The organism is Photobacterium alginatilyticum (assembly GCF_009910675.1).
Taxonomy (GTDB): domain Bacteria; phylum Pseudomonadota; class Gammaproteobacteria; order Enterobacterales; family Vibrionaceae; genus Photobacterium; species Photobacterium alginatilyticum.
This window is the reverse complement of the sequence record NZ_RSEJ01000047.1, coordinates 1-24657: the sequence shown is the minus strand read 5'-3', so window position 1 is coordinate 24657 and position 24657 is coordinate 1. Positions and strand designations below refer to the sequence as shown.

Annotated in this window: 21 protein-coding genes; 14 read left to right on the top strand and 7 right to left on the bottom strand. The window is 45.1% G+C overall.

From position 1 onward, the window contains the following. Window positions 1-125: 125 nt before the first annotated feature. The 3 genes from EIZ48_RS26905 to EIZ48_RS26895 all read right to left on the bottom strand — a co-directional run bounded on the left by EIZ48_RS26905 (window position 126) and on the right by EIZ48_RS26895 (window position 3525). The gene (locus EIZ48_RS26905) at window positions 126-1853 is read right to left on the bottom strand and encodes an LruC domain-containing protein (RefSeq protein ID WP_160658320.1); all 1728 of its coding nucleotides are present in this window, start codon (window positions 1851-1853) and stop codon (window positions 126-128) included. A gap of 224 nt (window positions 1854-2077) precedes the next feature. After that, window positions 2078-2527, bottom strand: a complete 450-nt coding sequence (locus tag EIZ48_RS26900) for a tellurite resistance TerB family protein (protein ID WP_160658319.1) — start codon at window positions 2525-2527, stop codon at window positions 2078-2080. 143 nt (window positions 2528-2670) lie between these two features. Beyond that, window positions 2671-3525 (bottom strand): helix-turn-helix transcriptional regulator, encoded by an 855-nt coding sequence (locus tag EIZ48_RS26895; RefSeq protein WP_160658317.1) that lies wholly within the window; start codon window positions 3523-3525, stop codon window positions 2671-2673. Window positions 3526-3654: 129 nt separating this feature from the next. On the opposite strand from EIZ48_RS26895, the gene EIZ48_RS26890 reads away from it, so the two are divergent. Next, window positions 3655-5061 carry an MATE family efflux transporter gene (locus EIZ48_RS26890; RefSeq protein ID WP_160658315.1) on the top strand — a complete coding sequence of 469 codons (1407 nt, stop codon included), beginning with the start codon at window positions 3655-3657 and terminating at the stop codon, window positions 5059-5061. Window positions 5062-5195: 134 nt separating this feature from the next. On the opposite strand, the gene EIZ48_RS26885 is transcribed toward EIZ48_RS26890, so the two are convergent. Next, complete coding sequence (locus tag EIZ48_RS26885; RefSeq protein ID WP_160658313.1) at window positions 5196-5729, bottom strand: hypothetical protein; 534 nt, start codon at window positions 5727-5729, stop codon at window positions 5196-5198. Window positions 5730-6002: 273 nt separating this feature from the next. Here EIZ48_RS26885 and hrpA point away from each other — a divergent pair, with 273 nt between their 5' ends. From hrpA to moeB, 6 genes are all read left to right on the top strand, one after another. Next, entirely contained in the window at window positions 6003-9884 is a 3882-nt protein-coding gene (gene hrpA / locus EIZ48_RS26880; RefSeq protein ID WP_439126598.1) for an ATP-dependent RNA helicase HrpA, read from the top strand. 452 nt (window positions 9885-10336) lie between these two features. Beyond that, window positions 10337-12421 (top strand): methyl-accepting chemotaxis protein, encoded by a 2085-nt coding sequence (locus EIZ48_RS26875; protein ID WP_160658310.1) that lies wholly within the window; start codon window positions 10337-10339, stop codon window positions 12419-12421. A gap of 521 nt (window positions 12422-12942) precedes the next feature. Further along, window positions 12943-13716, top strand: coding sequence for a hypothetical protein (locus tag EIZ48_RS26870; protein WP_160658308.1), 774 nt, complete (start codon window positions 12943-12945; stop codon window positions 13714-13716). A 137-nt stretch (window positions 13717-13853) separates the two neighbouring features. Continuing rightward, window positions 13854-14765, top strand: coding sequence for a PLP-dependent cysteine synthase family protein (locus tag EIZ48_RS26865; protein ID WP_160658307.1), 912 nt, complete (start codon window positions 13854-13856; stop codon window positions 14763-14765). Then, complete coding sequence (locus EIZ48_RS26860) at window positions 14743-15189, top strand: M67 family metallopeptidase (RefSeq protein ID WP_160658305.1); 447 nt, start codon at window positions 14743-14745, stop codon at window positions 15187-15189. Before EIZ48_RS26865 ends, EIZ48_RS26860 begins: the two co-directional genes overlap by 23 nt. Before the next feature lie 63 nt (window positions 15190-15252). After that, entirely contained in the window at window positions 15253-16674 is a 1422-nt protein-coding gene (gene moeB, locus EIZ48_RS26855) for a molybdopterin-synthase adenylyltransferase MoeB (protein ID WP_160658303.1), read from the top strand. A 63-nt stretch (window positions 16675-16737) separates the two neighbouring features. On the opposite strand, the gene EIZ48_RS26850 is transcribed toward moeB, so the two are convergent. After that, a complete protein-coding gene (locus EIZ48_RS26850) occupies window positions 16738-18042 on the bottom strand; it encodes an inosine/guanosine kinase (RefSeq protein WP_160658301.1) in 1305 nt (434 codons plus the stop codon). 173 nt (window positions 18043-18215) lie between these two features. Continuing rightward, a complete protein-coding gene (locus EIZ48_RS26845; RefSeq protein ID WP_160658299.1) occupies window positions 18216-18914 on the bottom strand; it encodes a DUF2786 domain-containing protein in 699 nt (232 codons plus the stop codon). 164 nt (window positions 18915-19078) lie between these two features. Here EIZ48_RS26845 and EIZ48_RS26840 point away from each other — a divergent pair, with 164 nt between their 5' ends. After that, window positions 19079-20044: a hypothetical protein gene (locus EIZ48_RS26840; RefSeq protein WP_160658297.1), complete on the top strand. Its 966-nt coding sequence runs from the start codon at window positions 19079-19081 to the stop codon at window positions 20042-20044. 95 nt (window positions 20045-20139) lie between these two features. On the opposite strand, the gene EIZ48_RS26835 is transcribed toward EIZ48_RS26840, so the two are convergent. Next, window positions 20140-20583 carry a DUF411 domain-containing protein gene (locus EIZ48_RS26835; RefSeq protein ID WP_160658296.1) on the bottom strand — a complete coding sequence of 148 codons (444 nt, stop codon included), beginning with the start codon at window positions 20581-20583 and terminating at the stop codon, window positions 20140-20142. Between the two features lie 276 nt (window positions 20584-20859). Between EIZ48_RS26835 and EIZ48_RS29805 the strand changes: the two genes are divergently transcribed. The 6 genes from EIZ48_RS29805 to EIZ48_RS26810 all read left to right on the top strand — a co-directional run bounded on the left by EIZ48_RS29805 (window position 20860) and on the right by EIZ48_RS26810 (window position 24451). Beyond that, the gene (locus tag EIZ48_RS29805; protein ID WP_275690396.1) at window positions 20860-20982 is read left to right on the top strand and encodes a hypothetical protein; all 123 of its coding nucleotides are present in this window, start codon (window positions 20860-20862) and stop codon (window positions 20980-20982) included. A gap of 367 nt (window positions 20983-21349) precedes the next feature. Further along, window positions 21350-21706 (top strand): helix-turn-helix domain-containing protein, encoded by a 357-nt coding sequence (locus tag EIZ48_RS26830; RefSeq protein WP_160658294.1) that lies wholly within the window; start codon window positions 21350-21352, stop codon window positions 21704-21706. 369 nt (window positions 21707-22075) lie between these two features. Further along, window positions 22076-22738 carry a LuxR C-terminal-related transcriptional regulator gene (locus tag EIZ48_RS26825; RefSeq protein ID WP_160658293.1) on the top strand — a complete coding sequence of 221 codons (663 nt, stop codon included), beginning with the start codon at window positions 22076-22078 and terminating at the stop codon, window positions 22736-22738. After that, window positions 22735-23190, top strand: a complete 456-nt coding sequence (locus EIZ48_RS26820) for a curli production assembly/transport protein CsgE (protein WP_160658291.1) — start codon at window positions 22735-22737, stop codon at window positions 23188-23190. The genes EIZ48_RS26825 and EIZ48_RS26820 overlap by 4 nt, the downstream gene beginning before the upstream one ends. 11 nt (window positions 23191-23201) lie before the next feature. After that, a complete protein-coding gene (locus EIZ48_RS26815; RefSeq protein WP_160658289.1) occupies window positions 23202-23603 on the top strand; it encodes a curli assembly protein CsgF in 402 nt (133 codons plus the stop codon). A gap of 11 nt (window positions 23604-23614) precedes the next feature. Continuing rightward, window positions 23615-24451 carry a CsgG/HfaB family protein gene (locus tag EIZ48_RS26810; protein WP_160658288.1) on the top strand — a complete coding sequence of 279 codons (837 nt, stop codon included), beginning with the start codon at window positions 23615-23617 and terminating at the stop codon, window positions 24449-24451. Window positions 24452-24657: the final 206 nt, after the last annotated feature.

Here is a 24657-nt window from a genome sequence, read left to right as displayed (position 1 = left end):
ACATTCTTCTACCGCTGTAAGTCGTTCATGTTTTGTAGAGATTATACTCTTCTGTACGATAACTAGGGAAGTTTCGTTCCTCTTAGTAAGTAACGCTTTTTGATTAGATCTTTCTACTTGAAACGTTACTTACTAAGGTGACACCCACCTTGCCATACCCGGTAGAAATTACCAGCACTGCCGCTGCACTGCGGAGGCGCTATTTCATCTTTGAGGTTGCCTGAGATAACAATAACGGCAAAGTCTTGTCCTTGTTCGATAACAGACTGGCTGTGTAGGGTTTTACCATTGACGATAAGCTTTGATAGGTCAGCATTGATTTGGGTGCGGGCAATATTGTCTAGCTGTACAGCAAAGCCATTTGCGAATGATGCGCCGTAGGCCTGCAGCTTGCCATAAATATCATAGCGAACAATGTTGCCGTCCTGGTTGGATACTGTGTCGACACGGTAGAACATCACGACATCATTAAAGTCATAGTCACCTTTTTCTGGCCAGTTGTCTTCATAGGCCAGCGTTACCCATGTACCTTCACCGGGGTAGTAGGTATGGGTCAGCGTCTGTTCTTCGATGGTGATCGGGTAGTCTTCGACTTCACCGTAAGTTACGCCGCCGAAGGAGGTCAGCCCCGGGTTTTGTCCAATTCTGAATCTTGCCCATGTGCTGCCGGCTTGCGCCGATTCAGGTACTCGTACTTTGAGGGTATGGGAGCCGGGCATCAGGTATTCATCTACGATAGCCTGCTCGGTATCTTCATCAAAGGTGCCATTGCCATTCCAGTCAAACCAACCGCTGACATAACCGACGGCTTCGCCTCCGACAACAATATTTATTAGTGCGTCGGAGCCTTGCTTGAAGCTGGAGCCAAAAGAGATACCGTCTTCATCATCAGGAGAACCATCATTATCATCGGAGCTCGGTGAAGCTAAGGCCACGCCTTCGGCATCAATTTCGGTACCGAAGAAGAAGTTGGGGCCAATGAAATGTCGAGGACCATTATTATCCAGTGTTGTTTTGTAGCTATCTGGCGCATCGCCAAAATCAGTATTGTTGGCGGTAACGGGGGCACTGGCGCAGCGGGCTCCGTCGTTTTGGTCGGATGATGGACCGTCGGCAAAGAATTCGGCTGTTGTGCTGAACGAGCTTAAGTTGCGGAGATCTAGCCGATAAATCTTTCCTCCTTTGTTGTTGCTGATGTACATAAATCCCGATTTATCAAAATATTGTGCTCCGAATGTAGTTTGACCGGTAACGCCTGTTGGTCCTTTACGCTCAAAACTTGCGTTGCCTGATCCGTCAAATGTGAATTGGTATAAGTCATTATTGCTGTTCTCGACAGCAAACAGCTCACCAGTTTCAGGGTAAAAGGCAAAGTCGGTAAGGGTGAGGCTGGCATCAGCTGCTGACATAATTCGGGTGGCTACCAGATTGCTATCACCTTGGCTTAGGTCGACTTTGAACATGCCGGTATTTTTGAGGTAAAGGTAATAGGTGTTGTCAAACACATCACCGACGAAGAAACTTTTATCTGCAGGCAGGCCAGATTGAACAGTAAGATCTTCGACACGGTAGGCCTGATTAATGCGCGTAATCGTACCGGCATTTTTATTCCAACCGTAGATATAGCGATCTGTTTCATTAAAGCCAACAGCATTGATAACGCCACCCGCCCCGGTATTGGTACCTACTGTACGATACTGTCCTGTTGCAAGATCAACAGCATAGACAGTCGAGGGGCTACCCTGAAAAAGAAACGCTTCAGTTGGACAGTCGTCGAAGGGGGATACCGCAAACGCCGGGAGGGGGGATGAAAGAAGCCCGAAGGCTACAAGGGAGATCTTTGGTTTCTTCATTAGGCAACCTTATTCTTATTGTTAATGCTGAAGAGCATTTGTCAAAAATAAGGCCAGCTTTGCTAATGAATGCTTTGAATTATAATATTTTGTTATTAATCAATTGTTTATTCTTGTTCTGGTGACGCGACGTAGTAATTCGCCTTCATAGGTGCGATTTGCAAATTGAGAATGAAAGCGAAAAACCGTATTAGGCAAGGTGACAATGAAATCTATACAGTGGGCTATTTGTCTTGTGCTGAAAGTTTGGCTCGGATGAATTCAGAATGATCAACATAAATGAGTTCGGCGACCTGGCGAATCACAGCTTCTTCCAGAGGATCGATAACACCATCGGCATAGGCGACTTGCCACATTGCTTCTATTAATTGATAGCGTTGCTCAGGCATCAAGGCGCGAAGCTTGGTGGTGAACTCATAGAGAGAAACAGATTGGTTACTTTGCTTTCTCGCCTTATCTAACAAGGAGTTAGCTCTAGTTTCATCTATATCCAGCAAATTAACCAGCAGGTGTACCTTGGCAGACTCTTCACGTGGGTCAATTTCATAGTCTGCATTGGCGACTTCACACAGCAGCGAAGCCATGGCGAGATTCATTGTTGGCGTGTCAATTGCTCCTCCTTCAGAGCCTTCATGCATAACCTGACGAAATAGTGTGCGTAGTTGTGTAAACATAGGGTGCCTCTTCTTATGCCTTCTATCTCAATATCTGCGGTTGATTGTGCAATAAATCAAGGCAGAGGAGATAAGTACTAGTACTGAGACCGCAAAAAAGACGATCTTGTTCCGCTGTATTGCGAGGCTATATTGAGCGAGCATTAGTACTTAAACCGCTGGCGAAACTCTCTTGGTGTTAATGAACTCCATTTTTTGAACCGGGTACTGAAATTAGCTGGGTTTGGATAGCCGCTTAACTCGCAAATATGCTGAATTGGCCATTCAGTCGAGCTCAGCAGGCGAGCAGCATATTCCATCCGTAATCGAGTGAGGTGGGACATTGGCCCGTGACCATAGTATTGCTGGCATAAGCGATGAAAGTGAGCTTCGGAGCAGGGGTGTAAAGCAGCCAGCTCGGATACTTGCCAGTTACGGTGAAACTGTTCCTGTGCCCGGGAAAACACCTTATCCAGTCGTTGAAGAGATGTCGGGTTAGATGTTGGTAGTCGGTGAGAAACAAGCAATCTAATTTGCTCTACGAGGTTTTCCCCCAGTTCGTGACCAACGGGGTAGGGCAATGACATAGACTGGTGAAGGCCGTCGATTGTCTGCCTGAGTAAATCCGCACAGCGGGTATCACTGTAGGTGACACCGTGGGGTAAGATATCTTCCCATAGACCTTCCGACGCAAGCATTACCCAGGCAACATCCCAGCTCTCGTTATCATTGTCTTCATGTTCGATACCAAATCCATTTTCATGGCCCGGAGGCACATACATCACGCTATTGGGGACTAGCTGCCACTTACGTGAAGGCGTATCTAGCCAGCCTTTGCCGCTGCAGGTAAAAAGCAGCATGTGCATGTTCGGGTTGCGACGGTAAATTGTGAAACTGTCGCGGGCATAATTCACACCGCATTGAACAATTTGATGTTTCTCAAGGGCAACGAGTTGCGCCTGGTCAATAATCGTTGAGCGGCATTGATCAGATATTTTAAAGTACTCGGGCCATCCCATAACGATTTACTTACCTTTACTTGTAATGTGATAGTTTTGCAAAAGTTATTAAGAGGCTAGCATAAGTTGTTTTTTGCCTTTAGGAGTAAGATCTCAGTCACATAATCAAAATAATAAAAGGAGGCAAATATGTACAACTGGCGAACTTCTGCAGATAAAGACTTTTGGCAAAAAACCTGGCGTTTGGCGATCCCGGTTTCAATGCAGTCCATGCTATTTGCAATCCTCGGTTTAGTGGATGTCATGATGGTTTCCAAGCTGGGTGAGGCGCAAGTTGCCGCGGTTGGTGTCGGTAACCGAATTTTCTTTTTTAACCTGTTATTGGTCATTGGCGTGAGCGGTGCGGTTGGTGTGCTGGCTGCGCAATTTTTTGGCGCCGGTAGAATGGATGGTGTAAGACGTACTTTGCTGCAATCATGGGTCTGCGCTATTGTTTTCACGATTCCATTTGCGCTGCTTTATCGTTTAGCTCCGGGGCAAATAGTGGGTTTGGTGACCGATGATCCCGCGTTCGTCGAGCATGCAACTAGCTATCTATTTGTGTGTGGCTGGAGCATTATATTTACTGCAATCGTAGTACCTTTGGAGTCGGCATTGCGGGCTGTGGGTGAGGCCAAAATGCCGACAATCGTTGGTCTGGTTGCTGTGATAATCAATGCGGCTCTGAATGCCTTGCTTATCTTTGGTTTGTACGGCTTTCCTGAAATGGGTGTGGCAGGTGCCGCGTTGGGTACGACGATTTCTCGCGGTATACAAACAGTGATCCTGCTTGCTGTTGCTCATTGGAAATATAATGCTATTTTGCCAAAGGTTTCTGATGTTGATGCTGCTGCGGCACCGAAAGCGCGCAAAAAGTATATGTCAGTGGCGCTTCCGATGATCATTCATGATGGCGGCTGGGCGATGGGCTTACTGGTATATAACTATATTATCGGTCAGCTTGGTGTCTCGGAACTGGCAATCATCAGTTTGCTATCACCTATTGAAGGTGTACTGATTTCGGGCTTTATTGGCTTTGCCGTGGCAGCTTCCACTATTCTTGGTCACGAGCTGGGTGCGGAAAACTATCAGCGAGCCTGGCACCAGTCGTGGCTATTTATAGGTTTAAGCGCGTCACTGGCCTTATTGCTTGGAATGACAGTCTTGCTCTTTCATGATGGTGTCGGGAATTTGCTGGCGAAAGCAGACATGCCGAACCTGGAGATGGCTATTAATGTGACCTTGGTGATGGCCCTGGGGTTATTTCTCAAGGTGTATAACATGGTTGGAATTGCAGGTGTACTCCGCAGTGGCGGAGATATTCGCTATAGCATATTCATAGACCTGTTTGCTCAGTGGGCGGTGGGTATTCCAATTGCCGTGTTCACGGGGATTGTGCTCGGGTGGCCGTTACACTGGGTAATGCTGGCAATACTCAGTGAAGAGCTGGTAAAAGTGCTATTGACGACACACCGAATCAGAGGCCGCCATTGGTTAATTAATCTAGTGAATGATGAGCCAAAGCAAGACGATGAGCAATGTATCGTCTCTGCGTAATCAATACCTAGCCAATAGATTAAAATCACAGTAAAAGGGAACCATCTGTGTGGTTCCCTTTTCTTTATGAAACGCTTCTGGAATAGAGATCAATAAGTAGAATGACACCAGAGTACAGCAGATTGTGTGTCTGGTTAGAAGCGGGCATTGATAAGCGGGAACACCGGAAGATCCTTGCTGAGAAATGTGCCTGACTTGTCGTAGTTAATCAGACCAATCTGAATGCCTTTCTCAATGCGGTTGGTGGCATTAATAAAGCCAAACTGCAGGCCGTTGAGGCGCCCGGTATAGTTAAAGCCGCCAACCTGTAAGCCAGTAAACTGACCCGCATTGTAGTTAATAAAACTGATATCAGCCCCCCTGGCATTACCGTCGTTCCAGTTGGCCAGACCGAGCTTGACGCCGTTTGAGCTGCCTGTCACGCGGCTAATGCCGAAAAAAAGCCCGACACTAAGGCCCGAAAAATTTTGGGTTTCTGAGAGACCGAGAAGAGGTATATCAAGGCCGGTAACCTGGGAGGTTTTACCGTGAAGAATAGTAAAACGGACACCTTTTACATTGCCTGGCGGAAAGTTGGCATCTGGAACAGAAAGCTGAAAAGCTTGTTGTGCAAACGCTGGAGCAGATATGCCGAGCGTCAGCAATAGGACGGATAGGATTTTTTTCATCAAGAAAGGCTCACTGTATTAATTGTTGGTTTTAGTTAGTAAATTGTATGCATTACATACAGATTCAACCATTTTTTAGGCGAGGTTTTGTTTCACAATGCATGATGTTGTGATGCGGAGCCGTGTTACATGAAAACTAATTTGGCTTGTATCAGTGAGTTTATCCCGCCGTAACCAGGCGATTTGTGGTAGAATCCCGCCAATTTTATTTAATACCAAGCTGAAATATCAGGAATTCCTTTGACTCAGTCGAATACCTCTCAGTCAGACGTTTTGAATAGTGAGAAAACGTTAAAAGCCGCGATTAAAGATTGCATGATGCGCGATCGCTTCCGTTTGCACAAACGTGTGCAAGGTGCGGCTAGAATCAAAAACGAAAAAGCCAAGCATGCTGTTTTCGATGAAATCGCTTTGGACATAGCTAAATCTATGCAGGTCGTTGAGATGCGCTCTAGCCAACGACCAGCCATTACTTACCCGGAACAGCTCCCGGTAAGTCAGAAAAAAGACGATATAGCCGAGGCAATCAAGAATAACCAGGTCGTGATTGTTGCGGGTGAAACCGGTTCGGGTAAAACTACCCAGCTGCCTAAAATCTGTATGGAGCTTGGGCTTGGAACCAAAGGGATGATTGGTCATACTCAGCCTCGTCGCCTTGCTGCCCGCTCTGTTGCCAGCCGTATTGCCGAAGAGCTTCAGTGTGAGCTCGGATCGTATGTTGGTTATAAAGTCAGATTTAACGATAAAGTGTCTGACCGCAGCCAGGTTAAGTTGATGACTGACGGTATCTTGCTGGCGGAAATTCAAAACGACCGTTACCTGAACCAGTACGATACTATCATTATTGATGAGGCCCACGAACGAAGCCTGAACATCGATTTTATTCTTGGCTATTTGCGTGAGCTATTGCCAAAACGTCCTGATCTGAAGGTGATCATCACTTCGGCAACCATTGATCCGGAGCGCTTTTCCAAACATTTCAATAATGCTCCGATTGTCGAAGTGTCGGGTCGAACCTATCCGGTAGAAGTTCGCTATCGTCCTGTTTCTGAAGACGGCGAGGATAGTGACCGTGATCAGTTGCAGGCGATTTTTGATGCCGTGGACGAGCTGTGTGATGAAGGGTTTGGTGATATCCTGATCTTCATGAATGGTGAGCGTGAGATCCGCGATACGACTGATGCCCTGCAAAAGCGTAACTTGCGTGATACTGAAGTGCTGCCGCTTTATGCACGTCTGTCCGCCGGAGAGCAGAACCGGATATTCCAGTCGCACAGCGGTCGCCGGATTGTGCTTTCAACAAACGTAGCAGAAACCTCGTTGACGGTACCGGGTATCAAGTACGTTATCGATCCGGGTACTGCCCGTATCAGTCGTTATAGTTATCGAACCAAGGTGCAGCGTCTGCCGATAGAGGCGATCTCACAGGCTAGCGCCAACCAGCGAAAAGGACGATGTGGCCGTGTGCAGGAAGGTATCTGTATCCGCCTGTATTCGGAGGATGATTTCCTTTCCCGCCCTGAGTTTACCGATCCCGAAATTCTCCGAACCAATCTGGCATCCGTTATTTTGCAGATGACGGCTATCGGTCTGGGCGATATTCAGGCCTTCCCGTTTGTTGAAGCGCCGGATAACCGCAATATTCAAGATGGTATTCGCCTGCTGGAAGAGCTGGGAGCGATTAACCCGAAGGCCAAGGACCCACGCAAACGACTGTCCCCAGTTGGGCGTCAGTTGGCCCGTTTGCCGCTTGACCCTCGTTTGGCGCGTATGGTGCTTGAAGCGCCGAAACAGGGCGCTCTGCGAGAGGTTATGATTATTGCCTGTGCGTTGTCGATTCAGGATCCGCGTGAGCGTCCGATGGAAAAGCAACAGGCATCCGATGAGAAGCACCGTCGTTTTTACGATAAAGAATCTGACTTTCTCACTTTTGTTAACCTGTGGGACTATGTTCAGGAACAGCAAAAGGCACTGTCCGGCAATCAGTTCCGCAGGCAGTGTAAGAAGGACTACCTGAATTATCTTCGTATTCGAGAGTGGCAAGACATTTATTATCAGGTTACTCAGGTCGTGAGGGAGCTGGATCTTCGTATTAACGATCAGGAAGCGAGCTATGCGGGTGTCCATATGGCACTGCTATCTGGCATGCTTTCCCATATTGGCTTGAAAGATCAGGAAAAGAATGAGTATCAAGGTGCTCGTAATGCGCGCTTTAATATTTTCCCTGGTTCAGGCATCTTCAAGAAACAGCCGAAATGGGTAATGGTTGCTGAGCTGGTTGAGACCTCGAGATTGTGGGGGCGTATTGCCGCCAAAATTCAGCCTGAGTGGGTTGAACCATTGGCTGGCCATCTCATTAAGCGTAGTTACAGCGAGCCTCATTGGGAGAAAAAGCAGGCAGCAGTTTATGCCTTCGAGAAAGTGACTCTGTATGGCATTCCGGTTGTCGCCAAGCGCAAAGTTAATTATGGCGGAATTGATGCACAGCTTTCACGGGATATCTTCATTCGCTCGGCACTTGTCGAGGGGGACTGGGAAACCAAGCATAAGTTCTATCACCAGAACCGTAAGCTATTGCGGGAAGTGGAAGAACTCGAACATAAATCGCGTCGACGGGACATTTTGATTGACGATGATGCCTTGTTTGAATTTTATGATCAGCGTATCGAGCTGACTGTCGTTTCCGGTCGTCATTTCGATACCTGGTGGAAGAAAGTAAGTCGCGAGAACAAGGATCTTCTGAACTTCGAACGAGAAATGCTGTTCAAGGGAGATGCCAGTCATATTACTGACTTGGACTACCCGAACTTCTGGCATCAGGGCAATCTTAAGCTGAAGCTGAGCTATCAGTTTGAGCCGGGTGATGATAGTGACGGTGTCACAGTTCATGTGCCGCTGCCTATTCTTAATCAGGTTGAGCCGGATGGTTTTGACTGGCAGATCCCGGGCTTACGCCAAGAGCTGGTGGTTGCCCTTATCAAGTCATTGCCAAAGCCTGTTCGTCGTAACTTTGTACCGGCACCTAACTATGCGGATGCTTTCCTGGCTCGGGCCGAGGCGATGGCAATGCCGTTGCTCGATTCACTGGAAAAAGAGCTTAAGCGTATTTCCGGCGTGACTGTCTTGCGTGAAGAGTGGAACTTGGAACAGGTGCCCGATCACCTGAAGATCACTTACCGAGTGGTGGATCACCGTAACCGTAAGTTAAAAGAAAGCAAAGACCTGTATAGCCTGAAAGATGGGCTGAAGGAAAAAGTACAGGAAACCTTGTCTCAGGTTGCCGATGATGACATCGAGCAGGAAGGGCTCAAAACCTGGAGCTTTGGTAAGCTGCCTGAGCGTTATCAGCAAAAGCGTGGGGGCTTTGAAGTAAAAGCTTACCCGGCAATTGTTGATAACAAGGACTCTGTTGGCATCAAGCTATTTGAAACCGAGGAAGAGCAGCAGACAGCGATGCAGCAAGGTCAGCGTCGTTTGGTGTTGTTGAATGTTCCGTCGCCGATTAAATACCTGCATGCCAACCTGCCGAATAAATCCAAGTTAGGCTTGTATTTCAACCCGTATGGTCGGGTGCTGGATCTGATTGATGACTGTATCGCCTGTGGTATTGATAAGCTTATTGAAGATAAGGGTGGCCTGGTATGGGAGCCAGAAGCGTTTGAAGCGATGAAGGAACACATCCGCGGCGAACTGGGTGATACTGTGGTAGACATTGCCAAGCAGGTTGAGGCGATTTTGACTACGGCGTTTAACATCAGCAAGCGCCTGAAAGGTCGTGTTGATTTGACAATGGCTTTTGCTCTGTCAGACATTAAGGCACAAATTGATGGTTTGATTTTTAAAGGCTTTGCGACTGAGTGTGGTTGGAAGCGTCTGCCGGATATTTTGCGCTATATGAAAGCCATTGAGCGTCGGATGGAGAAGCTGCCAATTGATCCTAACAAGGATCGGCTACACATCCTTAAGATTGAATCAGTCGTCTCAGATTATAAAGAGCTATTGAATAAAATCCCGAAAGGTCAGCCTGTGCCTCAGAAAGTGAAAGATATTCGCTGGATGATTGAAGAGTTGCGGGTAAGCTATTTTGCCCAGCAGCTTGGAACACCTTACCCGGTCTCAGATAAGCGGGTAAAAAATGCGATTGCAGAATGCTAAACTGCTAATGATCGCTTGATATAAAAACGGAGCAAAAAGCTCCGTTTTTTTATTTACAAAGAATGGTAAAAGAAAATAGTTGATACCAACTAAAACTTTATTCCTAATGGAAATGTTTAATGCTGATTATTTGCAGTAAGCATAATTCACGCGCCCTTTAAAAATGAACACTTAATAAAAGCAATTATTTCCATAAGGAATAAACACTAATAGAATTGTCTTATGTGCCAAATTTTTAGATAAAGTATTTTGTATGCAATGGTGGCATATGATAGTTTCTGCCCCTTACTAATATTGTGGTTATAGAAATCATTTTCTGTATTTTTAGTTATTAATATTTTTCTTTTATTAGTCAATCTATTGACTGGGATTTCTACATCCTGAGTTTGACTGTGATATTGATGAGGGTATCCCAAGTCAAAACGTAAAGGAGAAATGTAGTAAGGGGATTTATGCAGTTTTCGAGTATTAAACAACAAGTAATGTTGTTTGGAGGGGCGAGTTTGCTTGCCGTCACCATAGCGATGCTAGGTTATAGCTATTATAACGGTGATATGCTCATGCAAGAGCTTGATGAATTAGTTTTGCATGATGCCGAGGCTGGACTGAAAGAACAATTAAGTCTGTCAGCACAAGTTGAGGCTGGAAAAATCAACCTTGTATTTAACGAGGCAATGGATATTGCTACAACGTATTCTGAAGCGTTCAATGGCACAGACCCAAAGATATCCCGCCAGAGTGTTATTCAGTTACTAGAAAATACCATCACTAACACGCCAAACATCATCGGCATATACAGCGGGTGGGAAGTTAATGGGTTTGATGGGCAGTCTAGCTTGTACAAAGGGACCGAGTTCGCTCAGTCAAATGGTGAATTTAGTCCGTATTTCAACCGTTCTCCCTCAGGTGAGGTTCATGTAGAAGCCACCTATCCATTTTATTCGACAGGTTTGACAAGCACAGGCATTCGCGAGTCGGAATGGTATTTATGTCCGATGGAGACAAAGCGCTCTTGTGTTATCGATCCTGCCAGCTATGAAATCCAAGGGGTCTCGACGCTAATGAGCTCCTTCGTTTCCCCTGTGGTTCGTGACGGCAAGTTTGTGGGCATGTTCGGCGTTGATTACTCTCTTGATTTCTTGCAGTCACTGGCTACCAGTGCCAGTCAGAACCTGATATCAGGTCATTCACGAGTCATTATTTTAAGTCCATTGGGTATTGTTGGTGCAGATAGTGCCGAACCGGCCAATATCGGCAAGATGCTGTCAGGCACTTCCCTGAAGACATTAATCGCGGATCGCACCCTAGGTGAAACGGTGACAGCCGGTAGTAACCTTATTGCGGCTGAAAGCTTCAGGACTATTGGCACGGACACAGAGTGGGAGGTGATTGTAGTTGCTCCTCAAAATATTGCACTGGCAAGCGCTCAGGCCATTGTTGACACGGTAGTGGCACATTTTTCCAGCAATCTATCGGGACAAATGGTCGTCGGTTTTATCTCGGCGTTACTGGGTTTAGTGATGATGTGGTTCGTTTCTGTTTCGATTGCTTCCCCAATCAGTGTGCTGGTGGCACGTGTTAAGGCGCTGACTCACTCGGGCGGCGATCTAACCCAGCAAATTGATATCGACCGCAAAGATGAAACAGGGCAACTGGCAAATCATCTGAATACCTTTATTTCGGATGTACGAGGAATCGTGACGGATGTTGCTGGATCTGTGGGTTCACTTAAACAGAGTGTGGCAGCCACTGCCGAGGCGGCAACCCAGAGTCAAACACAGATTATGTCGCAGAGTCAGGAGATAGAACAGGTTGTTGCAGCGACCAATGAGATGTCTTCGACTGCCCATAGTGTATCCGATAATGCTCAGGAAACGGCGGAAGCCGTGTCACTTACTCAGCAATCAGTCGCTCAGGGACAAGATGTCGTTGGTGCCAATGCAGAAGGCTTGCACGAACTGGCAAACAATGTTGTCGATGCAACGCAAGTGATTGAAGAATTAGAAGTTCAAACCAATAGTATCGGCAGTATTCTGGAAGTCATCCGGAATATCTCAGAACAGACAAACTTGCTGGCACTGAATGCTGCGATTGAAGCGGCTCGCGCTGGTGAACAAGGCCGTGGCTTTGCTGTTGTCGCTGACGAGGTGCGCAACCTGGCGACAAAGACGGCAGATTCGACAGATGAAATCCAGCAGATGATTGATGGCTTGCGAACGAGTAGTAAACAGGCTGTTGATACAATGCAGGTTAACCGGAGGCTAAGTGATAAGTGCATGTCCCATGCCGAAGAGGCCGTGAAAGCCCTGGAGGCCGTGAGTGTTCAGAGTGGAAAGATTCAGGATATGGCACATCAGATTGCAAGTGCTGCGGAAGAGCAGGCGGCAGTGACTGAAGAAGTAAATCGCAGCATTGTGGCCATTAATGAAGCGGCGGAAAGTATCGGTAAAGGAGCGCAAATGTCTCAGGAAGAGAGTAACCGTGTTGCAAGTTATACCAATGATGTTAGCGATAAGATTAACTTCTTCAGATATTAATTCTTATGAGTACTAGTATGGGTTCAAATTGACTTGTTTTTGTTGTAACAAACGCCTGAATTGATGATTACATCAACGAACTAATAGTGGTGTTGTTTGTATAATCATGACAGAACCGCTTTTTCTGATTTATGGTAATCCTGTTATTTCCTAACATGGTTAATTGTTACTGTATGTGTTAATCAACTTAAACTGTTGCTTTGAGTTGATTAATACAACAGTTCAACACCTTTTATTTATAGGATGTCACAAGAATGATTGTTCATTAATTATTGCTGTGAGGGATAGAATATTAGTTGGTCAGGTTTAATAGGAATTATAGTTTGATTGATGCCTATGTTTTATAGCTGGCATTGCAATCTGAACTCGGCCGTATCTTATTTGTAAACAAGTCGATTTAACTTGGATGGTTAGCCTTAAGTAACTTTCATAGCAATATTAACACACAAAAGTATAGTTCTTTTGGAGCAATGATTGTTACTTATTAGATAATAGTTACATATGAAAATAGGGAAATCTTGATGAAAAATACGTTGTTTATTGCCAGTGTGATTTTTTTAGCTGGATGCGGTGGAGGTAGCGGGGATGGAGGGAGTCCAAGCCTACCTGATCCAAAGTCAGAGCATAGTAAAGACTACGATGCTTCTCTCTTAGAAGCTTATTTTCATGCGAATAATACCAAAAGTGATACTTTGGGCTTAACGCTAAATACAGTCTCGGCGAAGTTGCAATACAAAGATAATACTGGACGACATGTTTACCTTTCTGGCTCGGATGAGATTGAAGTATTAGCAGATGGCGTTAAGTTGCAGTCAAACCAAGTAATTGATAGTACATTATTTTTCACAGCTCCTGCTAGTGGCGTTGGTATTTATGAGTTTGTATGGCGCCGTGATGGACAAGTGATTGCTCAAGCTTCTTTAGGAGAGATGCCTGTAGAGTTTACATCAACGGTTACTTATGATGGTGATAAAATTAATTACAGCTGGCCAGAAGAATCGGACCATAAGTATACTTATATAGCTGCTGGTTTGAGTTGTGATAATAATGCCTTTACAAAGTATTATTCGGAAAATGAAAACTGGCGCGATAATGTAATCAGTGGTGGTTCTGTCTCATTCGATTTAGCACAGGCTTTTGCTGTTACAGATGCAAACCTAAGAAGTACTTATACGACATGTACTGTAATTACTGATCTTATTGCTGAAGACACGAACTTATCTCCACAGCTAAGCGGTAGCAATATTAAAGTTGATGCTCGGTTTAGTGAGTTGTCTTATAAGACTTTGTTCTAAAATGAAAGGGAGATGTATTGCATCTCCTTTTTATTCACATCCTCTTTTCCTTGGGTAAAAGCTGACTATCAACTATCTTAAATGAGTACCAGTCTCATTGGGTTATTGAGCGTTTAGCCCTATCAAGGAGGGCGGTCATGAATCTGTTGGATCTGATCGGCAACACCCCTTTAATCGACCTTAGTTTTTTATACCCCGAACAGCCTGATTTAGCACTGTTTGCCAAAGCAGAATGGATGAATCCTGGTGGTTCACTCAAAGACCGTCCTGTTAAGCAGATGCTGTATAAGGCTGTAGAGCAGGGGACTTTAGTTCCGGGGAAAATCATTCTTGACTCTAGCAGCGGGAATGCAGGGATTTCATATGCAATGATCGGTGCGGCGATGGGTTATGAGGTCACTATTGTTATTCCGGGGAATGCGAGCCAGGAAAGAAAGCAGCGCTTGCTTGCACACGGCGCGACATTGGTTGAAACAGATCCACTTGAAGGTTACGACGAAGCTCTGCGACATGTTCATGCAATGTATAAGGCATCGCCGGATAAGTATTTCTTTTGTGATCAGTATAAGAATACTGAAAACGTTAATGCCCACTATTTGGGGACGGCGGCTGAGATAGTCGAACAGGTTCCGCGCCCTATTACCCATTTTGTTGGCGGGGTTGGTACCGGGGGCTCGCTGACGGGCATTGCCCGCCGTTTAAGAGAGCACTATCCGGAGATTGAAATTGTTGCAGTTCGTCCAGAACGCTGGCCTGGCGTCGAAGGGCTCAAACCACTCGGAGAGCCTGAAGATATTGTGCCGCAGATCTTTGAGGCCGACTATGTTGACCGTTGGGTTGATGTATCAGCCGATGAGACTAAAAGCTGTTGTTTGAAGCTTGCTCATCACGGATATTTTGCCGGCCAGTCGTCAGGTGCTTACCTTGCCGCTTGCGAAAAAGTGATGAAGGATCTGACGGAAGCAACAGTAGTCACATTACTCTGTGATCTTGGTGAGCGCTACTTTAGTGCGGGGTTGTGGAACAATGGCCATTCAGATCAGCGATAAGATAATTACTCAAGTTATTAATCAGGCGGAAACAAGTTATCCGCATGAGTGCTGCGGCTTTATTATTGGAACAGCCTCTATAGACCAGAGCGGCGAACTGCAATCTATAGGCAGCTATTATCTGCCGTGTCTTAATGAAAAAAGTGAAAACCGTGAGCGACGTTTTTTAATAGATCCTCTTGCTTATCAAGACGCTGAAGACAAAGCAGATAGCGAGGGTCTGTCTATAATCAGCATTGTTCACTCGCATCCTGATCATCCTGATATCCCTTCAGAATTTGACCGTGTACATGCCTGGCCAGGAGTCAGCTATATCATTGTCTCTGTATGCAAGAGTAAAGCATCTGGCTATCGCTCTTGGCGACTCACTGATGATCGCGAGCGCTTTGAACAGGAGCAGATTCGAGTTGATGACGGCTCGTAGCAATTTCCTAAAATGTGTGTATAGCAGCGTATGTGAAGAGGCTACGAACAGAAAGGTTTACTTATGAAGACTGTAATTAAGATCCCGTCGCCTTTACGGCGGTTCACCCAGCAAAGTAGTCAGGTTGAAGTCGAGGCAGAAACTGTTTTTGAGGCTATGACGCTACTCTGTGAAAAGCATCCCGACCTCCAGGTACAGTTATTTGATGACAAGGGGCAGTTGAGAAATTTCGTAAATTTGTTTCTCGATCGGGTTGATATCAAACAGCAAAGCGGGATGGTGACGCCACTGCGTGACGGCTGTGAACTACGAATAGTCCCGGCTATTGCGGGGGGAGCAGGTTCATTGCCAACACTCACTCCGCAAGAAATCAGCCGTTATAGTCGTCATATCATGTTGCCCGAGCTGGGTATGGAGGGGCAGCAACATTTAAAAGCTGCAAAGATTTTAATTATTGGTGCCGGGGGATTAGGTTCTCCTCTGTGTCTTTATCTTGTTGCTGCCGGTGTTGGAACGATTGGTCTGGTGGATCATGACATCGTTGACGAGACGAACTTGCAGAGGCAAATTCTGTTCACTTTGGGGGATGTCGGCCAGCCTAAAGTGGATCGTGCCAAAGAGCGATTACTGGCGCTCAATGCCGATTTGGATATCAAGTGTTACCAGGAGATGCTCACTTCTGCTAACGCACTTGAGATTATCAAAGACTATGACATTGTGATTGACGGAACGGATAATTTTCCGACCCGCTATCTAGTCAATGATGCCTGCATTTTACTCAATAAGCCCAATATTTATGGCAGTATTTTCCGCTTTGACGGGCAGGCAACGGTTTTTAATTATCAAGGTGGTCCTTGCTACCGTTGTTTATATCCGGAGCCGCCGCCTCCGGGGCTGGTGCCATCTTGTGCAGAAGGGGGCGTATTGGGTGTGTTGCCGGCTATGATCGCCAGCATTCAGGCCACGGAGGCAATAAAAATAATCACTGGGGCCGGTACGACATTGAGTGGCCGGTTATTAACCTATGATGCGCTGGGACTTAGCTTTGAAGAACTGAGCATTCAAAAAGACCCGAAGTGCTGCCTGTGCGGCAGTTCACCAACCATTTCCCAGTTGATTGATTATCAACAGTTTTGTGGTATCTCGAGCACGCCGGTTGAGGTGCCTTATCAAGAGATATCTGCCATAGAGCTCAAACAACAGCTTGCGCAGAAAGCATCGTTAGTATTGGTTGATGTCAGGGAGCCCTACGAGCGTGAAATCTGTCGTATTGAAGGAAGTCGTCATATTCCTATGAACGTGGTAGCGGAGCATATGAACGAATTCAATCCGGAGCAGACACTTGTTTTTCACTGCAAGGTGGGTGGACGTTCTGCAAAAGTATGTCAGCAGTTTATTGATAACGGATTTTCCAATGTCATCAATCTCAAGGGAGGGATTTTGGCCTGGATAGACGATGTTGATCCCAGTTTGATGAAGTATTAATTTTGGCGAATACCTGTATACAAACACGGAGCCAAAAGGCTCCGTTGTTAATTGACTGGTTGCTTAGCGTTCCCAGTAAGCTTCTTCCAGGCAGTCTTCACGCTCCGGTAATCCACGAGATAGTCGTGGCGCATGCTGGGTCAAAACTTCGTAGCTGACTCGGTTAGAGTACTGACAAATCTGCGAGAACGATGAATACGTCAAAAATTGAGCAGTGTGCTTGCCAGAATTAGGCACATTCTCTTTGTGGTAACGGTTTGCTGACATGTCATGCAGAAGAGCGGACAGGGCGGCATCGCCAGCACCATTGGTATTTTTGATCTCAACAGGGCCGCCAAGGTATGGCGCAATATGAGAATAGACTCGAATAGGGTTCTCACACTCAGATTTAACCATCGGACGGCTAAACTCATACTTGTTAAAATCAGCAATACGACCCGGCAGCAAGGGTAGAGACGATTCACGTTTTAGTGCATCGTCAGTATATCCTGCCATGTATAGTCCCACAGGACCTGCTGTACACAAAACCATATCAACCCACTCAAGAGCTTTGTCGGCAGCAAGAAGCGGATCTTTTTCACCAGTCAGGGCTTCGGCTTCTTCTTCGTTCATTGCAACGCAGGTGACGTGCTCTTTCAGAAAATCAATCCACCATTCCTGCAACCCTTCGATAACGTATTTGGTCCCTAGTGTGAGGACAACCGGTACATCGTGTTTTTTTGCATGCTCGATGGATTTTAGTGCTGCCTCTTTCATCGGTGCGCCAGGTTTGCCGCGAACCAGGTATGAAGAAAGCACTAATGCCGAAGCATTTTCAAAGGCGCATTCAGGCACATTATCCGGGCTAAGCTGATTCATTTCCCCTTCGTTGATGGCAAACGTACGCTCGCCGTCTTCGGTGATCAGGGTATAGCAGCGACCGATAGGACCATCAACAGGCTGCAAATGATCGAGATCCATCCGGCTCGACGTATTGCAAAGGTAGCGGTAAGCATAAGAACCAATTTTTAGATCTTTACTCATTACACCCAGAAGAATCGATTTATCGTCAGCCAGTACCGAGTAGTTATGCAAAGTGTTACCAATTGTATCACCCGGGTATTCATGGCTGATCAGATTGCGTTCTTTTAGCTCCTGGTAAAGCAGCTCGGCTTTATCTTCATCAAGAACCAACGAGTGGCCTTTGCTTAGTGAATGACGCTGAAGAAAGTCATCATCGATACGGGCTTCGATATCAACAATGGTTTGTCCAACACCAACTAAGTGGGTTCGAGATAGCGGATTTTCTTGCTGGATTTGAGCAACTAATGGATCGCGGGCATTAACTGGAAAGTAATGCTTGGATTTACGCTGACCAGGGAATTTCATGTGTGAAAGCTATCGGTTTTAAGGAATTTTGTTTCATTCTATCACAGAAATGGGATTTACATCCCACTTCATTGCGTGATGAGGAAGAATTTGATTCTTTTGCTTCTTTTTTGAACGTATAGAATTACAGCTGCAATATACTGCAGCTGTAAGAGAACCTGTTAAGCAGGAAGCTATGAACTTAATAGTTTTGGGTTATGGGCCTTCGAGCCCCCAACAGGCCGGTTAACAGAGATAGAACGGCCTTTTTTCATCCCTTTTTCATAATCATCAGTCAGGGCTTTCATTGCTTCCTGAAGCTGCTTTTTGAAGGTTTCTCGGTCGATGTTTTCAAATTCTTTATCGATATAGTTAGTCATGCGTTTATCATGATCATCATCGGTATTGAGTTCGGGGAGCTTTTCCAGTGCCCCTTCAATCCAACCCGCCAGGAATGAGCTAACGCGACGGGTAACTTCTGCTGAGCTGGTACCGGTACCGGCAAAACTATTCCGAAACTGACCAGTTTGCTGGTTCATTTCCCGATAGACGACATCGAATGCAAAGGCCGCGAAGATGGCACGTTCGGCAACGCCAATAAATTCAGCCTGCTTTAGCCCTTTGTAATTGGTTAGTACACACTCAACGCCGAAACGGCGGTTGATGCCTCGGATAATTTTGAGGATTTGCTGACTGATGTCGGTTGGCAGAAGTGTCGAAGACTTGGTTTTGCCCATCTGAATGAATTCAATATCATCTTGTTCAAGGCCGTACTTGAGCATCAAGCGGTGTGCCATCTTGATTGCTTGTGCAGCTTCATTGACGTTCGCAGAGTTACCCAGCTCTAGGCATTTAGCAATTTTCTTCAGCGCCTTTCGCTTCTGTTCAGACATCCAATCACACTCGTTCAGAAAAGAGGGCACGTATTTTAACGCTTTATGTTGAACAGTACAATTTATAACTATGCTACTTAGTAGTAACAATTCCGCTTGTGACTTGAGATACCGCAGCGTCAACAGCATAATAGTTTCGTTGATACAGGATAAAGAACACAGACATGCCAACAGCTTACCAGTCAATCGATATACCTTTTGAGTTTCGTCATACCTGCTGGTTTTGTGGCGAGCCCTACTATGAGTCTTACTCATTTATGGCATCGCCAAATTATGATGAGCAGGAAGTGCCGATAATGGTTCCTTGTTGCCAGGAGTGCTATCGCATTTGCCAGCCAATAAAGGTCAGTGGTCTGGATTTGTTACGCGATAAAGTGAAAGAGAAGCTTCATCGCAAGTATGAAAAACACCTGCAAATTGGTGCAAACTGGACTCAGCAGGAACTTGAGGAGTCAGAGTTTGAGGGTAAAGCGCTAGAAGGCTTTCGGGAAAGTGCCTGGACAATGTTTGAAATTGCCAAGCAGCGTGTAAATTATACCGGTTGGTCGCTGACAATCGATGGCTTGCCTGTCGTAGGCCTGACAAGTGGTTTCCAGGTTGAGTTTAACGGCATTACATACACAAGTCTGGTGCAGGCTGTCGAACAGCTTGCCAAAGCTTACAACATCCCCCAGCCTTATCTTGAGGATGTGGTAGAGGCGGTAGGTCGTCATCGTCTGACTTATGCTATTCGGTTTGCTAAGACCACCTATGGTTATTCTGCAGAAGAGCGGGAAGCAAGTATTGCGAGCCTGAAAGCGATGTTGGCAGAAGAAAGTGTGCTGGCAACAGAGGAACTAAAGTCAGCGCAAGGAATCGAAGTTGCAATCTCAGATATTAAAGAGCTGATTTTAAGTCGTACGATGATTTCGCCTTATGCGGTGCAGTGGGTGTTGAGGAAAGGAATCTCCACATTGGGTCAGCTAGCTGAGCACGAAGATGATTTTTTCGAGTGCTTTATGCAGGAATCTGAACTGGTCGCTTTTACGTATTTTAACGGTATGCAGGTTTATCTGGAAAAGCGTGAAAAAGATAATGAATGGGCAACGAACGATGACCCGAACCGTGCGTTGTTTGCGAGGCTAGGTTAAGAATTAATTGGATTCATCATTATCGGGCAGGTATTGCAAAAGGGCAGAAGAGGGTTTCTTCTGCCCTTACTTTTTTAAATCATTGTTTGGTTTGCTTACTGGTTATGGCGCGCCCATACCATGGTGTTTCCGTTTTCATCAAAGGCGACAACCTCAAACGGGTCTTTCTGATCTTTGTATTCCATGCCAGGTGAACCCATCGGCATACCAGGTACTGCAAGGCCTACCATGCGTGAAGGCTTAGAGTCGATAAAGCGCTGGATGTCTTCGGCAGGAACATGCCCTTCGAATGTATAACCTTGGATTTCAGCTGTATGGCATGAAGCATACTGCGGGCGAATACCAAGATCGATCTTCTTTGCCGTCATGTCTTGAACGTATTCTACATCTAGCTCAAACCCATTATCTTCCATGTGTTTAACCCAGTCTTTACAACAGCCGCAATACGGTGACTGGTAGTTAGTCCCTTTAATTGTTTCAGCAATGGCAAGGGAGCTGCTTACAAGTAGGGATAGGGCGACGATGTGATTAATTTTCATTGTAAAATCCTGTTTGTATTGTTCAAAATTTAAAGTAATTCGGAGTTAGTCTATGGCTGAAAAGGCCAAAGCAACGATTGACTTGAAATCTAGGAAAAAACAGGTGGACGCAGGATCACATCGTAGAAATAAAGTCGTTCACCCACAGGCTCAGTAAAAATTTGGCTGGAAGAGGGAATAGACATTTGGAATAGGTGAGTAAGAATCGCAAATTGTAGGCTGTTAGTATGACAGTCGTTATCGACACAGCAACTGGGAGCGGGATGATCACTCATTGTGTCAGTACTACACATTGCGGCGTGGTCTGGAGAAGCCGTTGTCATCTCGCTGCAGCAGGCCATCGCTGAACTTGTGTCACAGCCAGAGTGTGCTAGCGGGCTTTCAATGATGAACGAGTGAGCACTCACAGTTGAGGAAAGTGCTGTGAATAGCATTGCAAGCATGATGATTTTTGAAACTATCTGCTGCAGCCGCATGAACTACCTATAACCCGAACAAGAAATTAACCTCTAGATTATATCCATGTTCCGTCCGAAGCGACAAGCTCTGTGATTGAGGTAGCTTGGGTATATTGTCTGAGAATTGAGCATGTTTGGATAATGAGTTGATGCTTAAAGGGTTTTGTTATGCAGCTTAGTGATGATTCGATTAGCTGAATATCAAAATTGATAATGAATTCTTAACCCTAACTTTGCTCTGACATTCTTCGCCCAATTCTAGGTTTTAATTGGGGGATAAATATAATATGACGCTAAGGTTTATGGGTATGCAGTACACAGAACAAGACCGACAAGTATTACACGACACGTGGATGAGCTATAAAGCAAAGATGCGGGTAACCCAAATTGAAATGGCAAAGCGACTTGGCTTAAGTCAGTTGGTTTTTTCAGATATTTTACGGGGTCAGGTACCGTTAGAGCACAATTTTGTTAACCAGTTTTGCACTTATATCGGTGTTGACCCAGTTATGACGCTTCCATCATTGAGAGAGCAGGTTGGTGCAACAATGCCAAACTCTGTTACCTTGACCAATACTTATATTGTTGATGGGAATATTAAGAATGTTCGTTATAGTGGTAATCAGATTATTGTGGAATATGAACATAATGTCCAAACTTACTAGATGCGGGCTTTATTAATAAAGTTTAGATAAATTAATACCTTGCGCTAATATGCGCAAGGTGGTGACTTGCTTCCTCTAACACCCCTCTTTACTTCACTGAATACCCCGGTCGATAATTCAAAATATTCTCAGATATAAAACACATTAACTTTTTTGGTAGCTGGCTTTTTGAGGATTTTGTGCATTTATCAAAACTACTGAAAAATGATGAACTTATGTTCAAAATTGAGATTAATAATATTTTCTTATATATCAATAATTTGTGACTGTGAGCACGAATAATATCTTTTGTCGTCTTGATGTTTGAACACTATGTTCTAGATTTAAAAAGTCTTAGTAATAAGATATTTATAGTAAGGGAATATCAAGATGGCTTGCGATAAATATAATAATCTAATCTTTATCTGTGATTCCAGTTTACAATCCTCATTATTCAGGGATTTCCTAGAGAAATCTTTGGATATTCCTATTCAAATGACGACTATTGAGGGCTTGTCTGGATTAACATTACCAGAAAAAAGCTCGGTGCTCGTAATCATTGATAACACACATATCAATGAAGACTCATTAGATTTGTATATCAAGTTCCTTATAGAAAAGTCAATGAGTGGCAGTGAAGTGTTAATTAACTCTCCAAATAATGTTGCTGCTAATTTGATAGCAAAATGGCCGAATATGGTTGGTGTCTTTTTTGCTGGAGATGAAATGAGTGTTGTCGCCAAAGGAATGAAAAAAGTGCTTGAAGGCGAACTCTGGCTAAGCCGAAAGCTGACCAATGAATTGATTACCTCGTACCGTAACAAAGATGCAATTGTTGCCAAATCGACAGCAAATCTAACGACAAGAGAGAAGGAAATCATGCAGTTGTTAGTGTTGGGGGCATCCAATATCCAAATTGCCGAAACCTTATTTGTTAGTGAAAACACAGTAAAGACGCATCTGTACAATGTGTTTAAAAAGATCAATGTAAAGAACAGGATGCAGGCTTTTATGTGGGCCAAAAACAATCACTACAATGATTTACCATTATGAAACTAGTCATTATCGCACTGTTTGCTGCGTTTATTTCTCCGGTTATTAATGCGGAGGCTAAAGATGAGAAGCCTCTCGAGAATGGTCCTCCGCTGGAACAGAAAAATGGCGCGCTTGATGATTTAAGAGAAATTAGTGGTGTGGTACTTGACCGAACCATGACTCGACTCGGGGAAGATTTTTACTCACTTTTTTCTCAGAAGTTGAATGATGAATTCGAGGATTTGGAAGAGAACTTAACGGTAAAAGAACGACCGACTGCCTTGTCAGGCAGTATTATCACCGTTTTTCACCGACAAACTATTATCTACCGAACGGCTGTATCGCCAGGAAGAGATCAAATAGAAGCGAAGGTGGATGATGCAATAAAAACGGTCAGTTCCTATGTCGTGCGGTGGCGAATAGAGCGATATCTAAAAGATACCTTTGATGTTGATTATGACGAAATTTAAGAGGACTAATCATGAAAGGGAGCAAAATAGCCTTAGTCTGTCTGATAGCTTTATCTGCTAAGGTTTCGGCGACAGAGTTGGTTTATACACCAATAAACCCCAGTTTTGGTGGGAACCCACTAAACAGTGCTCATTTGTTGGGGGTTGCCAATGCTATCAATGATCATAAAGCGCCTGATGACGGCTTGCTTAATGAGCAGTCTGATCTGGAGCGTTTGGCGGCAAGCCTTGAATCACGCCTGATAAGTCAGCTTTTGTCTGATGTTGGTAACGGAAATACTGGGCAACTTGTTACAAATGACTTTGTCCTAAACATCGTAGATAACAACGGTAGCTTGGTTATTCAAATAACAGATAAAGAGACGGGTGAATCATCGACAATTCAGGTGAGTGGTCTGGTACCGGATTTATAGGGAGAAGGTAGATGAAAGCGCTAGTTTGGGGGAGCTTGCTTCTCTTATTATCCGGCTGTTCTATGTCACTTGAGACTCCGGAGATAAGCAAAGAACCATCATTAATGGCGAGGGGTGTTGCATATCAGGATCTGGTATCCCTACCTCTACCTAAAGGGAAAGTCTTTGTTTCTGTATATGATTTTAGGGATCAAACAGGCCAATATAAACCACAGCCAAACAGTAACTTCTCAACCGCAGTTCCACAGGGTGGAGCAGCATTGTTAACAACAGCGCTGCTTGACTCCAAATGGTTTATACCGCTGGAACGTGAAGGGTTACAGAACTTGTTAACCGAAAGGAAAATCATCCGTGCTGCACAGAAAAAGGATGAAATACCAACGAACCATGGTGTCCATTTACCCTCATTGGCTTCGGCGAATATTATGGTAGAAGGCGGAATTGTGGCCTATGACAGTAACGTCAGAACTGGTGGAGCTGGGGCACGATATTTGGGGATTGGTGGTTCAGGGCAGTATAGAACCGATCAGGTTACCGTTAATGTACGAGCTGTTGATGTTCGAAGTGGAAGGATCCTGCTTAGCGTAACGACCAGTAAGACCATCTTTTCTAAAGAGCTTCAAACGGGTGTATTCAAGTTTATCGATTATAAAGACCTGCTAGAAGCAGAACTGGGGTATACAACTAACGAGCCTGTGAATCTTGCTGTCATGTCAGCAATAGACGCGGCAGTTGTACACGTGATTGTTGATGGTATCCAGGCTGGCCTATGGGAACCTATGCGAGATGCGGATCTTCAACACCCTATAATCCAGGAATACATGCTTCGCGCCAGACCTATTATCTAGTTTGACCCCTTCCTATAACAACAAAGCCCTCTGCAAGAGGGCTTCTTATACCCAAGCAACCTCAAGATGCAGGATTCAGAGTGAGACCAGCGAGCTCAGTTCAAGGAAAATGACGGTAGGAATGGTATTCCCTTTCAACGTTATTTGACACAGAAATGGGCGCGCTGGCTCACTCCCAAAGGGCGAGTTTACTTGGCTTCTATGCG

What these genes read in the sequence shown, in the direction of transcription:
- moeB (WP_160658303.1), top strand. Translation starts at nt 15,253, where the DNA reads ATGAAGACTGTAATTAAGATCCCGTCGCCTTTACGGCGGTTCACCCAG.
- EIZ48_RS26850 (WP_160658301.1), bottom strand. Translation starts at nt 18,042, where the DNA reads ATGAAATTCCCTGGTCAGCGTAAATCCAAGCATTACTTTCCAGTTAAT.
- EIZ48_RS26875 (WP_160658310.1), top strand. Translation starts at nt 10,337, where the DNA reads ATGCAGTTTTCGAGTATTAAACAACAAGTAATGTTGTTTGGAGGGGCG.
- EIZ48_RS26810 (WP_160658288.1), top strand. Translation starts at nt 23,615, where the DNA reads ATGAAAGCGCTAGTTTGGGGGAGCTTGCTTCTCTTATTATCCGGCTGT.
- EIZ48_RS26895 (WP_160658317.1), bottom strand. Translation starts at nt 3,525, where the DNA reads ATGGGATGGCCCGAGTACTTTAAAATATCTGATCAATGCCGCTCAACG.
- EIZ48_RS26870 (WP_160658308.1), top strand. Translation starts at nt 12,943, where the DNA reads ATGAAAAATACGTTGTTTATTGCCAGTGTGATTTTTTTAGCTGGATGC.
- EIZ48_RS26860 (WP_160658305.1), top strand. Translation starts at nt 14,743, where the DNA reads ATGGCCATTCAGATCAGCGATAAGATAATTACTCAAGTTATTAATCAG.
- EIZ48_RS26900 (WP_160658319.1), bottom strand. Translation starts at nt 2,527, where the DNA reads ATGTTTACACAACTACGCACACTATTTCGTCAGGTTATGCATGAAGGC.
- EIZ48_RS26830 (WP_160658294.1), top strand. Translation starts at nt 21,350, where the DNA reads ATGCAGTACACAGAACAAGACCGACAAGTATTACACGACACGTGGATG.
- EIZ48_RS26905 (WP_160658320.1), bottom strand. Translation starts at nt 1,853, where the DNA reads ATGAAGAAACCAAAGATCTCCCTTGTAGCCTTCGGGCTTCTTTCATCC.
- EIZ48_RS26820 (WP_160658291.1), top strand. Translation starts at nt 22,735, where the DNA reads ATGAAACTAGTCATTATCGCACTGTTTGCTGCGTTTATTTCTCCGGTT.
- EIZ48_RS26885 (WP_160658313.1), bottom strand. Translation starts at nt 5,729, where the DNA reads ATGAAAAAAATCCTATCCGTCCTATTGCTGACGCTCGGCATATCTGCT.
- EIZ48_RS26845 (WP_160658299.1), bottom strand. Translation starts at nt 18,914, where the DNA reads ATGTCTGAACAGAAGCGAAAGGCGCTGAAGAAAATTGCTAAATGCCTA.
- EIZ48_RS26815 (WP_160658289.1), top strand. Translation starts at nt 23,202, where the DNA reads ATGAAAGGGAGCAAAATAGCCTTAGTCTGTCTGATAGCTTTATCTGCT.
- EIZ48_RS26835 (WP_160658296.1), bottom strand. Translation starts at nt 20,583, where the DNA reads ATGAAAATTAATCACATCGTCGCCCTATCCCTACTTGTAAGCAGCTCC.
- EIZ48_RS26890 (WP_160658315.1), top strand. Translation starts at nt 3,655, where the DNA reads ATGTACAACTGGCGAACTTCTGCAGATAAAGACTTTTGGCAAAAAACC.
- EIZ48_RS26825 (WP_160658293.1), top strand. Translation starts at nt 22,076, where the DNA reads ATGGCTTGCGATAAATATAATAATCTAATCTTTATCTGTGATTCCAGT.
- EIZ48_RS26865 (WP_160658307.1), top strand. Translation starts at nt 13,854, where the DNA reads ATGAATCTGTTGGATCTGATCGGCAACACCCCTTTAATCGACCTTAGT.
- EIZ48_RS26840 (WP_160658297.1), top strand. Translation starts at nt 19,079, where the DNA reads ATGCCAACAGCTTACCAGTCAATCGATATACCTTTTGAGTTTCGTCAT.